3 protein-coding genes are annotated in these 16,890 nt (G+C 48.3%); 1 reads left to right on the top strand and 2 read right to left on the bottom strand.

The window, feature by feature from the left end; genetic code table 11:
- Positions 1 to 2: 2 nt before the first annotated feature.
- Positions 3 to 1,352, bottom strand: a complete 1,350-nt coding sequence (locus R7Z10_RS00015) for an HlyD family type I secretion periplasmic adaptor subunit (RefSeq protein WP_017821587.1) — start codon at positions 1,350 to 1,352, stop codon at positions 3 to 5.
- Positions 1,353 to 1,361: 9 nt separating this feature from the next.
- Complete coding sequence (locus R7Z10_RS00010; RefSeq protein WP_053303761.1) at positions 1,362 to 1,730, bottom strand: hypothetical protein; 369 nt, start codon at positions 1,728 to 1,730, stop codon at positions 1,362 to 1,364.
- A 182-nt stretch (positions 1,731 to 1,912) separates the two neighbouring features.
- Between R7Z10_RS00010 and R7Z10_RS00005 the strand changes: the two genes are divergently transcribed.
- A partial coding sequence (locus tag R7Z10_RS00005; protein ID WP_318103592.1) for a tandem-95 repeat protein occupies positions 1,913 to 16,890 on the top strand: 14,978 nt, incomplete at its 3' end.

Genomic DNA, 16,890 nt, shown 5'->3' with positions numbered 1-16,890 from the left:
CATCACCTCTCATCGAATGCGTCTTCGATAGCCGACATAACCGGCTTCGCTGCGTATTCGATCACCCGGCGTGAACCTGTTTTCACGTCTGCGGTAAACTCCATATAAGGGGACAGCTTGTATTGTGTGCCTCCGCGCTCTAGATAGTTTTGACTGATTTGGATTTCCGCGAGGTAGAATTCAGCGTCTTCTTCTTCATAAGAAGAACGGCTGATCGATGCAATTCGACCTTCCAAAAATCCGTATTTGGCAAAGTTGTAGGTATCCATCTTCACTTTGACCGCTTGTCCGATTTCTACAAAACCCATGTCTTTACGCGGGATCTTCGCCTCTCCGTGAAGGGCGTTATTGATCGGTGCAATGTCCGCGATGCTTTCACCTGGCGGTATCACAGCGGAGCGGAAGTTGAAGTGCACTTTATCTACTACACCGTCAATAGGGGCGTAAACCACGAGGCGATCCACTTTATCTGAGTGTTGAGGACGTAATATACGTTTCAACTTTAAGTCCTTGTTTGCTTGAATGATTTGTGCTTGATACTCGGCATTACGATTCTCCACCAAGTCTCGGTACTGCTTCTCTAGTTTGTCGAGTTGGAAGCGCTCATTCATGACCGACTCATCAAGGTTTTCTATCTCACGCACCATGTTTGACTCTTGAACCTGCATATTCAGAACATCGACGTAAGACGCCATTTCCTCTTTGTACAAGGTGTTCTTAATATTGAGCTGCTTGCGTATCAAGGAGAGCTGGTTCTCGGAGCTTTTACGGCGCTTGAGCATTGAATCAATAAGCGAATTCTTATGTTGGATATCGTGAGTGATCAACTCTTCATTGGAACGGTTTTTAGAAAATTCTTGCTGCCAGGTATTCATGTTGACTTGCACTAATTCTGGGTACTTTTCGATGTAGGAAGAAAAATCGGGTTCCACCATATCGCGCAGGCTTTCGTAACGAATCTTGTCTAGCTCAAGCTGAATGATCTCTGTGTTTACCGTATCAAGTTGAGTGTTTCTATCCAGAGAGCGAAGGCGTGCAATAGGTTGACCTTCATAAACCACTTCGCCTTTGCGCACTAGCATTTCTTCTAGAATACCGCCTTCAAGGTGTTGCACTTTTTCGATGTCAGATTCGAGCAATAGCTCACCGCGCACCGACACCACAATGTCGATACGAGCCTGAGATGCCACGGCGATAGCCACCATGGAAAGCAAAAAGATAACCAGCAAGGTTTTGTGTACGCTGGTCATTGCACTTGCTAGCACGATTGTATCGTCTGCTGTTACTTTCGAAGCTTCGTTGTTCGAAACAAGCGCCTTTTTGAGGTGATGTTCTATTTGCTTATTACTCATGAGCCACCCCTATGATTCACTACCTGTGCGGCTATCGATTGAATTTTCGATTTTTAACAGCTGGCTAATTTGTCTGTTTACGTTGTTAAGCTCGGTTTTAACGTCCTCGATCAATTCATTAGGAGCAGGGAAATGGTGTTTGTTTAAGTGTTCAAGCTTTGCCAATTTTGGTGGTAAGTCGTCATCACATAACAAGACGAGAATGGTCTTTAGTCTTTTTGAATAACATCTGAGTGCTTCAAAACGGTTTTGTTTATGCAGCATCTCAATATCAATCCCTGCATCACTGAAATCTTGGTAAAAATCGCCTAATAGCAATTGCAGCCCTTTATGGCTGTTGTCGACTGAGCGCAACAGATTTGTCATATTTATCATTATCCCACCGCACTAATTGCTTTAATGACAACAAGTAAGGATCTTTATACTGGGTTTTCAAATTTTTTTGTTTTTATAGAACTCGAAAGGTATGAAAAAAGTTGTATAAAAAAGTTGGTTTCTAAAAATGGTGTCCTTTACTGCCTCTAAATACGATCAGTTAGCTAAAAGCAACGGAGGCTGTAATGGCAGGCGACACTAATCAAGAAAAAGACAATGAAAAGCTTAACGATGCGGTAGAGCAAACAGAAACGAAGGATACGGGGACAAAAGAAGAAAAACAGCAGTCGACCGTCTCTTCGACTGTAGCGACCGGTGCTGAAAGTGCAGATGCTGTTGATGAAGCCAATCGTGCGATGGAAGAAAATCCTAGTGGCGCGGGTACGGAAGAAGAAGCAGTGAGCTCGGGTGGCGCAGTTCAAGAAGAGGATACTGAAAGTAGCAGCGACTCTGACGCTGCACAATCCAATGTTGTTGATAGTGTAGCTTCTAGCGGAGAATCAGGTGACGAGGCTCTGGGCAGCGGTGGTTCGGATTCTGGGGCGGGTGCCCAAGCGGTCGGTGGTGGTGATGCCTCTGGCTCTGAAGGTGGTTCGGACGCAGAAGGCAATGAAGCGCAAGGACAAGCGGTACAAACTTCATCTGCGCCAAGTGCTTCTTCAGACTCTGAAGGTTCTCAAGGTGGTGACGAGCTAGATTCAGAAACCACTGAAGAGAGCTTCGCGGTGGATGTACAAGACACCAGCGAAGAAACCACGACGCAAGTAGAAGACGATTTCGACTCCGAAACTACGAGCGAGACGTTCCAAATTAAAGTCGAAGGTGAAAATGACGCGCCAGAAGTAGGGCAAGATCTGGCATACATCATGGATGAAGATGGCACTATTACCTTCACTCAAGAACAACTTCTCGGGTACGCGAGTGATGTTGATGGCGATGATCTTGCCGCATTCAACGTGCAAGTGGGTGCTAATGCATCGGTTGTGGATAATGGTGATGGCACTTATACCGTCACACCTGATACTGATTTTAATGGTGAACTCGGCTTAACGTTTGATATCAGTGATGGTCAAGAAACCATTTCTAGCTCGATTGATTTAACTGTTCGTCCAATCAATGACGCACCAGTGCCGGAAGATAAAACCTTTGAGGTGGAAGAAGACGGCACGCTGATCTTCACCGATGCTGACCTGCTTGCTGGTGCAACGGATATTGAAGGCGATAACCTAACAGTTGAGGGCGTAAGCTACGACGGTGGCGACGGCATCCTGACCGACAACGGTAATGGGACTTACACTTTTGCGCCAAATGAAAACTTCAATGGCGATGTGAACTTTAGCTTTGATGTGTCCGACGGCACGGATACGGTTTCTGCCAACATTGATGTAAGCGTTACGCCAGTCGACGATGCACCAGTATCTGGCAATCTTGCATACTCGGTGGATGAAGATGGCTCGATTCGTTTGAGCCAAGAGCAGTTGTTGTCGCAAGCTTCCGATGTGGAAGGCGATGCACTGACGGCATCTAATCTTTCGGTAGATGGCAACGCGACGGTAACTCAAAATGACGATGGTAGCTTCACCATCACGCCGGACGCAGATTTTAATGGTGATATCGACATCAGCTTTGATATCTCAGATGGCACGAATACCGTTCAAGCAACCGCTGACCTAACCGTTAATCCAATCAACGATCTGCCTGTTCCTCAAGACCAACAGTTCAGCGTGGAAGAAGATGGCACGCTGATCTTTACGGACGCAGACCTGCTCAGTGGTGCAACGGATATTGAAGGCGATAACCTAACGGTTGAGGGCGTAAGCTACGACGGTGGTGACGGCATCCTGACCGACAACGGTAATGGGACCTACACTTTTGCGCCAAATGAAAACTTCAATGGCGATGTGAACTTTAGCTTTGATGTGTCCGATGGCACAGATACGGTTTCTGCCAACATTGATGTTAACGTTACGCCAGTTGATGATGCGCCAGTATCTGGCAATCTTGCTTACTCAGTGGATGAAGATGGCTCGATTCGTTTGAGCCAAGAACAGTTGTTGTCGCAAGCTTCTGACGTGGAAGGCGATGCACTGACGGCTTCTAACCTTTCGGTAGATGGCAACGCGACGGTGACTCAAAATGACGATGGTAGCTTCACCATCACGCCGGACGCAGATTTCAACGGTGATATCGACATTAGCTTTGATATTTCAGATGGCACGAATACCGTTCAAGCAACCGCTGACCTAACCGTTAATCCAATCAACGATCTGCCTGTTCCTCAAGACCAACAATTCAGTGTGGAAGAGGACGGCACGCTACAATTTACCGATGCGGATCTGCTTGCAGGTGCGACCGACATTGAAGGCGATGACCTTTCTGTAACGGGAATCAGCTACGAAGGAACCGACGGCGTTCTAACTGACAATGGCGATGGCACGTATAGCTTTGCGCCAAATGAGAACTTCAACGGTGATGTAAACTTCAGCTTCGACGTATCTGATGGCACAGATACAGTTTCAGCGAATGTGGATGTGAGCGTTACGCCGGTGAATGATCCTCCTGTGGCTGGTTCAACGTCTTACACGGTTCACGAAGACAACTCTATTACCATTTCTGACGCGCAACTGTTGGCAAACTCTTCGGATTTAGAAGGGGATGTATCGATTGATAGCGTGAGCTACTCTGGCAGCGATGGTGTGTTGCAAATCAATGGTGACGGTACGTACACCTTCTCTCCAAATGAAAACTTTAATGGTGAAGTGACGCTTGATGTTGTCGTCGCTGATGAAGAAGGCGCAACGGATGTCACCACTGCTGGCATTACAGTACTGGAAGTGAACGATCCACCAGTCGCTGGACCAACTTCTTACACTATTGATGAAGATTCAGTTCTGACGTTTAGTGAGTCGCAAGTGCTGTTGAATGCCTCTGATGTGGAAGGCGATGTAGAGCTTGTTGGCATTAGTTACGATGGGCCGGATGGCATTTTCACCGTTAACGATGATGGCACGTGCAGCTTCGCGCCAAACGAGAACTTTAACGGACAAGTTCAACTTGATGTCACCATTCGAGATGAAGATGGAGCAAAAGTTGATACCGTCATCAATGTGAATGTATTGCCAATCAATGATGCGCCAGTATCGGGTGATTTGGCTTACAGTGTTGATGAAGACGGTGCGATTACACTCAGCCAAGAGCAACTTCTTTCTCAAGCGTCTGATATTGAGGGCGATGACCTGACTGCTAGTGATTTGACGGTGGATGGAAACGCAACCGTTACAGCGAACGATGATGGCAGCTTCACGATTACACCAGATGCGGACTTTAATGGTGACATTGATATCCAATTCAACATTACGGACGGCACAGACACTATCCAAGCAACGGCAGATCTAACGGTTAATCCGGTTAATGATCTTCCTGTTCCTCAAGACCAGCAGTTTAGTGTTGAAGAAGACGGCACGCTTCAGTTTACTGACGCAGACCTGCTTGCAGGGGCGACCGACATCGATGGCGATAACTTAACGGTTGATGGCATTAGCTACACAGGCAGCGATGGTGTGCTGACTGACCACGGCGATGGTACTTACACCTTTGCACCAAACGAAAACTTCAACGGCGATGTCAGCTTTAGCTTTGGTGTTTCTGACGGCACTGAGACCGTACCTGCCAATGTGGATGTGAGCGTCACTCCAGTGAACGATCCTCCGGTTGCGGGTTCAACGTCTTACACGGTTGATGAAGATAATGCGATTACGATTTCCGACGAGCAGCTTCTGGCTAACTCTTCGGATGTGGAAGGCGCGGTGTCCATCGATAGCGTGACCTATTCAGGCACCGATGGCGTATTCCAAGACAACGGTGACGGTACTTACACCTTCATGCCGAATGAGAACTTCAGTGGTGATATCAGCCTTGATGTGATTGTGGCGGATGAGCAAGGTGCGATTGACGAAACGACCGCAGGCATTACCGTCATTGAAGTGAATGATCCTCCAGTTGCCGGTCCAACGTCTTACACGATTGATGAAGATTCAGTACTGACATTCAGTGAGTCACAAATTCTTGCCAACGCATCTGATATTGAGGGCGATGTAGAGCTTGTTGGCATCAGCTATGAAGGCTCGGATGGTATCTTTACCGTCAATGGTGATGGTACTTGCAGCTTTGCACCAAACGAGAACTTCAATGGTCAAGTTCAGTTGGATGTGACCATTCAAGATGAAAATGGGGCAACCGTTGATACGCACATCAATGTCGACGTATTGCCAATCAACGATCCACCAGTATCGGGTGATTTGGCTTACACCATCAACGAAGACAGCTCAATCACGCTAAGCCAAGAGCAGCTGCTTGCCAAAGCGGGCGATATTGATAGCGAGAACCTTGAAGCCATCAATCTATCGACAGATGACAACGCGACGATTCAATACAACGATGATGGCAGCTACACCATCACACCGGATGAAAACTACAACGGTGACCTAGATCTGACCTTCGATATCATTGATAACGATGGCGGCTCGGTACAAGTTGGTCTGGATATTACGGTTAATCCTGTGAATGACTTGCCACAAGCGCAAGATCAACAGTTCACGGTAGAAGAAGACGGCACCTTGCTTTTCACGGATGCAGACCTATTGGAAGGCGCATCGGATATTGACGGCGATGATCTGTCTATCGAAAATGTTCTCTACACAGGTGCGGACGGCGTGCTTACCGATAATGGTGATGGCACTTACAGCTTCGCGCCGAATGAGAACTTCAACGGTGATGTTCAGTTCACATTCGATGTGTCTGACGGCACAGGTTCAACACCAGCATTCATTGATGTCAGCGTGACACCAGTGAACGATCCACCGGTGGCAGGTTCTACGTCTTACACGGTTCAAGAAGATGGTCAAATCACCATTAGTGACGAGCAGTTGTTAGCCAACTCTTCTGATGTGGAAGGCGACGTAGCCTTGGCGAATGTTAGCTACTCTGGTAACGACGGTAGCTTCGTGGACAATGGCGACGGCACATATACCTTTACGCCAAATGAGAACTTTGACGGTAACATTTCGCTCGACGTTACGGTTATTGACCAAGATGGTGCAACGGATACAACAACCGCAGGCATCGATGTTATCGCGATGAATGACGCACCAGAAACGTCAGGCATTCAAGCTGAAGTGGATGAAGATAATGCCATCACCATCACGCAAGAACAGTTGCTTGCGAATGCGACAGACATTGAAGGTGATGACCTTGTTGCCAGCAATCTACAAACCAATGACCCAGATGCGACGATCGTAGCCAACGATGATGGTTCTTTCACCATTACGCATACGGAAAACTTTAACGGTGAGTTGGACTTCACTTACAACATCAGCGATGGCGAAAATGATGTTCTGACCACGTTGGATCTGACCGTTAATCCTGTCAACGATGCGCCAGAAGCGGGCGACGAGATCTTTATTCAAGCAGAAGAAGATCAAACCGTGGGTGTTTCTCTGCGTGAAGAGCCTGCGTTACGTCTCGACCAAGCCCCTGAAAACGGCATCATTGAAGCAAATCTAAATGACGAATGGGTACAGCTAGAAGTCGGGCAGGAGGTGCCTGCAGATACGGAAGTGCGCTTCATTCCAAATGATGACGCATTGGCAAACGGTACGCACACGAGTCAAATTGGTACCTTTGATGACAACGCTAGCCTCGATGATTGGGGTACTGCTGTTGACCCTTACACACGTGAGTTTGTTGATGGTGATTTGAAAGTTACCGTTCAAAGTAATGATGACCCACTCGGTGCGTGGAATGGTAAAACACACATCGGTCACGGTATTGGTGATACTGACCGTCAAGGCTTGAGTGGTGATGAAAAACTGACTGTGAGCGTTGAAGGTCAAGACATCAACGAAATCAGCTTCCACCTAGACGGTCTAGGTGGCTGGTTTATGGAAGAGTCTCGCCACTTTACCGAAGTCGAAATTCGTGCATTCAACTCCGATGGTGACTTGATCGACTCGATGACTTACCACAAAGAAGATCGTGGTAGCTATGAGACGGATTACACCCTAACGGTGAACGAGCCAGTGTCTTACTTTGAGCTAGGAACAATTCAAGGTAACGGTACTTACGTGGTTCAAAACATGACGGTATCGCAAACTTGTCATGATGAAGCAGTGTTCACATCTATTGGCGTGGACGGCACGGAAATCACGGAGACGGTAGAACTGAATATCCGAGAAGGTGACAGTGAAATCGAACTGACCGCTGACTTGCCAAATGTGACCATCGATACCGAAGGTTCTACGCAGTTTGCCTCTGTGGTTATCACAGAAGAGCAGCTTCTCGCACAAGCGAGTGATATCGATAGCGATGTTCTTGATATTCAAAACCTAGAGCTGGTGGGGGATAACGCGGAGCACGCTACGTTAACTGACAACGGCGATGGTACATGGACAGTCACACCAGATGAGAACTTCTACGGTGAGATTGAGCTGGGTTACCAAGTTACGGATGGTGAACTCACTGACGACAACATCATCAACATCAACTTCGAAGCAGTAAACGATGCGCCAATCGTTTCTGGTCCGATTGTGTTGTCGACTGATGAGGATGTGGGCATTACGTTTAGCGCGGACGATCTGCTTGCCAATGCAAGTGATGTGGAAGGCGATGCGCTGTCTATCTCTGATATCTCTTACAGCGGTGATAACGGTGAGCTTGTCGACAATGGCGACGGCACTTACACCTTTATGCCGAATGAAAACTTCAATGGTGAAGTCGATATCGATTACAAAGTCTTCGATGGCACCGATGAAGTCGATACCCATCTAGATCTGACCGTTATTCCGGTCAACGATGTGCCAGTTCCTGGTGCACCGCTGCATACTCAAATGCTAGAAAACGGCACCATCATCATCGAAGCAAAAGACCTGTTATCAGGTGCGACCGATGTGGATGGCGACATTCTTCATATCGAGAATCTACTGCTTGTTGACCAGTCACAAGGTACGTTGACAGACAACGGCGACAACACCTTTACCTTCGAGCCAACTTCGAACTTCTACGGTGAAGTGAACCTGACCTTCGATATCAGCGACGGTCAAGCAAGTGCACCAAGCACTGCGAAGATCGATGTTGAGATCGTCAACGAAGGTCCAGAGGTCAGCGGTCCTGTTGATGCGGTCGTTGATGAAGATGGCTCAATTACCATCACTCAAGAAGACTTGTTAGCGAACGCGACGGACGTGGATGGTGACAACCTTGAAGCGGTGAACCTGTCGACCAACGATCCTAATGCAACCATCGTTGAGAACGCTGATGGTAGCTTCACGATTACGCCTAGTGAAAACTTCTTTGGTGAAATCGAATTTACTTATGACGTAACTGACGCGATCGAAACCGTCGCCGCGGATCTAAACCTCACTGTTAACCCAGTGAACGACCTGCCAGATGTACCTGATTTGTCCTTCACCACAGAAGACGGTGAAGCCATCACGATTACTGAAGCAGAGCTGCTGGCTCAAGCGACGGACATCGAAGGCGATGACTTATCTGTTGTGAACGTGACGAGCTCAAGCGATACGGTTCAAGTGACAGACAATGGCGATGGCACCTACACGTTAACGCCAGAGCAGGGCTTCTTTGGTAATGTTGACCTCACGTTTGATGTGAGTGATGGCACCGATGTGGTGGCGGCAAACATCGACTTGAAAGTTGAGTTCGTCAACGACGCACCAGAAGCAGCGCCAATCGTGGCAGACGTGGACGAGGATGGCTCTATCCTCGTGACACAAGAAATGCTGCTTGAAAATGCCAGCGATCAAGATGGTGATGACCTATACGCAACGGCACTAGAAACCAATGATCCGAATGCCTCTATCGTGGATAACGGCGACGGCACCTTCACGGTGACACCGTCGGAAAACTTCAATGGTGACATTGCATTCACTTATGAAGTGAGTGACGGTGAACTAAGTGTTGCTAATGAAATGACATTGACGGTGAATCCAGTCAATGACATTCCAATTGTTGCGCCTGGCATGTACCAAATTGAAGAGGATGGCAGCATCCTGTTCACGCAAGAAGATCTGCTAAGTGGCGCGATTGATATTGATGGTGATGACCTCACCGTTACCAGCATTAACTACTCCGGTGATGAAGGTACTGTAACGGACAACGGTGACGGTACATTTAGCTTCGTACCAGAAGAGCACTTCAGTGGTGACTTGCAGTTCAGCTTTACGGTTTCTGACGGTACGGATGAAGTTGAGCAAGACATTAATGTCCATATCGAAGCCGTGGCAGATGCGCCAGACCTAGTCATCACTGATGGCGACGGTCGAAACGTGGATGACCAAGCGATCTTGGTTGAGCCAGGCGGTATTGTTGAAGTGAACATCGCCGCAGCATTGGTTGACCAAGACTTGTCAGAAACGCTGACTGTGACCGTTGATGGCGTTCCAGAAGGTTCGGTGATCAGCTACGACAACGAAGGGGTACTTAACGATCAAGACAACGGTATCACCAGTTTTAACGATACTGAAATCACGGTTACCTTTGAAGGTGAAACCGCGGGTTACCAAAACGCAGCTGGCTATTACAAAGTTGATGAAGACGGCAATATCACGGGCGTTGAAGTGGTGTACGAAAACGCCTCTCAAGTTGGCGGAGGCGGTGACCTCATTCCGGGACAAGATCAGTTCAGCTTCCAAATCTCGGAAGGGGAAAGCTTCAACCTATTCTTGATTCCTAACGGTCATAACTTCAATGACTTTGCGTCCATGCAAGATGGTCAGTATGAGTTCCGTGCGGCAGATGGCTCTCCTGCGAACATGGATACGGTCGACCCACAACTCGTGTTTGTGGGTGCTGATGGTTCTGAAACCGTGATTCAAAGCCAATTTGGTGATGCAGTCTTCCATGGCGGCACAAGCTCAGAGCTCAACCAAGATGGCATTGAACATACTCGAACTACTGTGAACGAAGACGGTGAACTGGTTTACGGCTTTGAAGATCTCTACGGTGGCGGCGATGCCGATTATAGTGACTTCAACTTCACCATTGATGTAGGTGAAGTGAACAGCCAGATCTACAGCGGTGAAGTAACAGTCGGTCCAGATGGTTCTGTAACGCTTCCAACCACAGCAATTGAACAAGAGCTACAGATTCAATTGCCAGAAGACTTTAACCAACAGCTAGAAATCAATGTAACGGCAACGGCGACAGAGCTATCAAATAATGATTCTGAAACCGTTTCTCAAACCATCTACGTCAATGCAACGGGTGCTCACATTGAACATACGCCTGAAGCATTGCCTGTTTCTGCTGTGGTTGAAGAAGATGGTTCAATCCTAATCACGCAAGAAGATTTGCTCGCTAATGCGCGTGACTTGGATGGAGACCAACTGACAGCACTGAACTTGGCAACGGATGATGAAAACATCACCATCACAGACAATGGTGACGGTACTTACACCTTAACGCCAGATGCGGACTTTAATGGTGACATCACCTTTACGTTCGATGTGTCTGACGGCGATGATGTTGTCTCAACCAACCTTGAGTTATTGGTGTCACCAGTTAACGATGCGCCTGAACCACAAGATCAAGCGTTCACCATTGGTGAAGATGGTGTGCTGACCTTTACTGATGCGGATCTCCTAACAGGCGCTACCGATATTGAAGGGGATGACTTATCTGTTGAGGGCGTCACTTACACAGGCGCGGACGGTGTTCTTACTGACAATGGTGATGGCACATATAGCTTCGCACCAAACGAGAACTTTAATGGCGACGTGAACTTCACTTTCGATGTTTCCGATGGCACGGATACCGTGACGGCGAATATCGACGTAAGCGTGACGCCGGAGAACGATCCACCGGTTGCAGGCAGCACGGCTTACACCGTTCATGAAGACAATTCGATTACCATTAGTAACGAACAGCTGTTGGCTAACTCGTCTGATATAGAAGGCGAAGTGGCGATTGATAGCGTGAGCTACAGCGGTAACGATGGCGTGCTGGAAATCAACGGTGATGGTACGTACACCTTCTCACCAAACGAAAATTTCAGCGGCGAGGTGAGCCTAGATGTTGTCGTTGTTGATGAAGAAGGTGCAACGGATTCTACCACTGCTGGCATTACTGTGATTGAGGTAAATGACCCACCAATCGCAGGTCCTACCGCATACACTATCGATGAAGACCAAGTTCTAACCTTTAGTGAATCTCAAGTGCTACTGAATGCTTCGGATGTTGAAGGGGATGTTGAGCTAGTAGGCATCAGCTACGACGGTCCAGATGGTATCTTCTCAGTAAACGGCGATGGTACTTGTAGCTTTGCTCCGAATGAAAACTTCAATGGTCAAGTGCAGTTGGATGTGACCATTCGTGATGAAGACGGCGCAGAGGTCGATACTTACATCACAGTCGATGTCTTACCAATCAATGATGCACCAGTTTCGGGTAACTTGGCGTACAGCGTCGACGAAGACAACTCAATCACGTTGAGTCAAGAGCAGCTTCTTGCTCAAGCATCGGATGTAGAAGGCGACGCGCTAACCGCATCTAATCTAATGGTTGACGGTGATGCAAGGGTTACGGCAAACGACGATGGTAGCTTCACTATCACGCCAGATGCGAACTTTAATGGCGACATTGATATCACGTTCGATATCAACGACGGCAGCGACACTATTGTTGCAACAGCGGACCTAACCGTTAACCCAATTAATGATTTGCCGCAGCCAGAAGATCAAGCGTTCACCATTGGTGAAGATGGTGTGTTGACCTTCACTGACCAAGACCTGCTTGATGGTGCAACGGACATTGATGGCGATGACCTATCGGTAGAGGGCGTCACTTACACAGGCGCAGATGGTGTCCTAACTGACAATGGCGATGGTACGTATAGCTTTGCACCGAATGAGAACTTCAATGGGGATGTGAACTTTACCTTCGATGTTTCTGATGGCACGGATACCGTGACCGCGAATATCGATGTGACAGTCACTCCAGAGAACGATCCACCGGTGGCAGGCAGCACGTCTTACACAGTGCATGAAGACAACTCGATCACCATTAGTGACGAGCAGTTACTGGCGAATTCATCTGACGTCGAAGGAGATGTCGCGGTTGATAGCGTTAGCTACAGCGGCACAGATGGTGTGTTCCAAGACAATGGTGACGGTACGTACACCTTCTCGCCAAACGAGAACTTCAATGGCGAAGTGAGCCTAGATGTTGTCGTGGTCGATGAAGATGGTGCGACGGATTCGACTACCGCAGGTATTACAGTACTTGAGGTGAACGATCCACCAATTGCAGGCGCGACCAGCTACTCAGTGAACGAAGACGAAGTCATCACCATTAGCTCTGAGCAGTTATTGGCGAACGCTTCTGACGTTGAAGGTGAAGTTGCGATTGATAGCGTAAGCTATAGCGGCTCTGACGGTATCTTTACTGATAACGGTGACGGCACATTCAGCTTCGCACCAAACGCAAACTTCGATGGCGATGTGAGCCTAGATGTTGTGGTTGTTGATGAAGACGGTGCAACTGCGTCAACTAATGCAAACATCGATGTATTGCCAATCAACGATGCGCCAGTATCGGGCAACTTGGCTTACAGTGTCGATGAAGACAATTCAATTACGCTTAGCCAAGAGCAGCTTCTTGCTCAAGCATCGGATGTAGAAGGCGACGCGCTAACCGCATCTAACCTAGTGGTTGACGGTGATGCAACGGTTACGGCAAACGATGATGGCAGCTTTACCATTACGCCTGATGCGAACTTCAATGGTGACATTGATATCACGTTCGATATCAACGATGGCAGCGACACTATTGTTGCAACGGCTGACCTAACGGTTAATCCAGTTAACGACTTACCACAGCCAGAAGATCGAGCGTTTACCATTGGTGAAGATGGCGTCTTGCTGTTCACTGATGAAGATCTGCTTGATGGTGCAACGGATATCGATGGCGATAATCTATCGGTTGAAGGTGTCACTTACACAGGTGCAGACGGTGTCCTAACCGACAATGGTGATGGCACTTACAGCTTCGCGCCAAACGAAAACTTCAATGGCGACGTGAACTTTACCTTCGATGTTTCTGATGGCACGGATACCGTGACGGCGAATATCGATGTAAGCGTGACGCCAGAGAACGATCCTCCGGTTGCAGGCAGCACGTCTTACACGGTGCATGAAGATAATTCGATCACCATCAGTAACGAACAACTATTGGCTAACTCATCTGACGTAGAAGGCGAAGTAGCAATCGACAGCGTGAGCTACAGTGGCGCAGATGGCGTGTTCCAAGACAATGGTGATGGTACTTACACCTTCTCGCCAAACGAGAACTTCAATGGTGAAGTGAGCCTTGACGTTGTGGTTGTCGATGAAGACGGTGCAACAGATTCAACCACTGCGGGTATTACCGTTCTTGAGGTGAACGATCCACCAATTGCCGGTGCAACTAGCTACTCAGTCAACGAAGACGAAGTGATCACCATTAGCTCTGAGCAGCTATTGGCGAACGCATCTGATGTTGAAGGTGACGTCGCGATTGATAGTGTCAGCTACAGCGGCTCCGACGGTATCTTTACTGACAACGGCGACGGTACATTCAGCTTCGCACCAAACGAAAACTTCAACGGTGATGTCAGCCTAGATGTTGTCGTGACCGATGAAGATGGTGCAACGGTAGCAACCAATGCAAACATTGATGTATTGCCAGTCAACGATGCTCCAGTATCAGGTGATTTGGCTTACAGCGTGGATGAAGATGGTTCTATCACTCTCAGCCAAGAGCAGCTTCTTGCGCAAGCAGGCGACGTAGATGGCGATGACCTAACCGCAGCGAACCTCACTGTTGACGGCAATGCGACCGTTGTTGCGAACGATGACGGCAGCTTCACTATCACACCAGATGCGGACTTCAATGGCGACATTGATCTGAGCTTCAACATTACGGACGGCGATGCCACCATTCAAGCCACTGCCGATCTGACTGTGAACCCAGTGAATGACTTGCCAACGGTTGGTCAGCCACAGTTTGTTACGCAAGAAGACACAAGCTTCACCTTCACCGAAGAGCAATTGCTGCAAAATGCAGGTGATATCGATGGTGATAACCTAACGGTTGAAAACGTTGCTTCTGACAGTGGTACGTTAGTCGATAACGGTGACGGCACGTACACCTTCGCGCCAAACGAAAACTTCGATGGCAACGTGAACGTGACGTTTGACGTCAACGATGGCACTGCAACGGTTCCTGCTGAAGCGAACATTGATGTTCAATCTGTGGTTGATATGCCAGAGCTGTCGATTGCTTCAGACTTGGTGATTGCCTCTGATAACTTCGAGTCTGGCTCGAACGGTTGGAACGCAAACACCGAAAGTTCACAAGGCTTCGAAACGGGCGACATGTTGGGTCGTATTGGTGGCACTGGCGGTGATGAAGCGGTCAGCAAAACCTACGAGATCCCAAGCGATGTCAACGAAGTGAATATCTCGTTTAGCTTCTACGAAATCGATTCTTGGGATGGCGAGTCGTTCCAAATCTTTGTAGGTGGCGAACAGCTAACCACCTTGGAGAACTCCGCGTTCCGTACTCAAGATGGTACGACAACGCTTTACGACTCAGATGGTAATGAAGTGGGTGAAGTGATCCACGGAGCCTCTCAACGTGAAGGCTTCAGTGGTTGGAACGACCAAGCACACCAAGTGAACTTAACCGTTCCGGTGGAAGATGGTCAGCTTCAGTTAGGCTTTGGTTCTACGCTAAACCAAAGTATTCCTGACGAGTCATTCGGCATCGACAACATCGAAATCACGGTAGCGGACGCGGATTACCAAATCATTGGTACCGAAGATACACCAGTGCCGCTTGATATCGATGCAGCGTTAACCGATACCGATGGTTCAGAAAACCTCTCAATCTTGATTGAAGATGTGCCAGAGGGCAGCGCACTATCAGCGGGTGTTGATAATGGCGACGGCACTTGGTCACTACAACCAGGCGAGCTAGAAGGATTAGAGTTTATCCCTTCTGCGGACTTCAATGGCGATGTGACGCTAACCGTGAACGCAACTTCTACCGATGTGGATACAGGTACAACGGCGACAGCGACGCAAGATGTGACGATTCATATCTCGCCAACCAATGATGCACCAGAAGTAACGGGTGATATCAGTGCCGTTACCGCCGAAGACAACAGCATTACGCTAACTCAAGAGCAGTTACTGGAGCATGCCGTTGATATTGATGGTGACGACCTAAGTGCAATCAACCTGAGCACCAATGATGAAAATGCGACGGTTGAAATGAACGAGGATGGCAGCTTCACCATTACACCGAGCGAGAACTTCTACGGTGACATCGAGTTCACCTACGATGTGACTGACGGGGCAGAAGTGGTTGCGGCTGGTCTCGACTTAACGGTAACGCCAGTCAATGACGCACCAGAGCCACAAGATCAAGCGTTCACTGTGGGTGAGGACGGTCTTCTTACCTTCACCGATGCTGACTTGTTAACAGGCGCGACGGATGTAGAAGGTGACAACCTAACCGTTGAAGGTGTGACTTACACTGGCACGGACGGTGTCCTAACCGACAATGGCGATGGCACGTACAGCTTCGCACCGAATGAGAACTTCAATGGCGATGTGAACTTTACGTTCGATGTGTCAGACGGTACGGATACGACCTCTGCCAACATTGATGTGAGTGTGACGCCAGAGAACGATCCTCCAGTTGCGGGCAGCACGTCCTACACAGTACATGAAGACAACTCGATCACCATTAGTGATGAGCAACTACTGGCTAATTCGTCGGATATCGAGGGTGATGTTGCGATCAGCAGCGTGAGTTACAGCGGTAACGACGGTGTGCTAGAAATTAATGGCGATGGTACTTACACCTTCTCACCAAACGAAAACTTTACAGGCGATGTTAGCCTTGATGTTGTCGTGGTTGACGAGGACGGCGCGGTTGATACAACAACAGCGGGAATTACCGTTCTTGAGGTGAACGATCCACCAATCGCAGGCGTAACCAGTTACACCATTGATGAAGATGAAGTCATTACCATCAGTGCAGAACAGTTGTTGGCAAACTCTTCCGATATTGAAGGTGAGGTAGCACTAGATAGCGTGAGCTACAG

The organism is Vibrio sp. Vb1018 (genome assembly GCF_033338775.1).
Classification (GTDB): domain Bacteria; phylum Pseudomonadota; class Gammaproteobacteria; order Enterobacterales; family Vibrionaceae; genus Vibrio; species Vibrio alginolyticus.
This window is presented reverse-complemented; position numbering and strand designations above follow the sequence as displayed.

What these genes read in the sequence shown, in the direction of transcription:
- R7Z10_RS00015 (WP_017821587.1), bottom strand. Translation starts at nt 1,352, where the DNA reads ATGAGTAATAAGCAAATAGAACATCACCTCAAAAAGGCGCTTGTTTCG.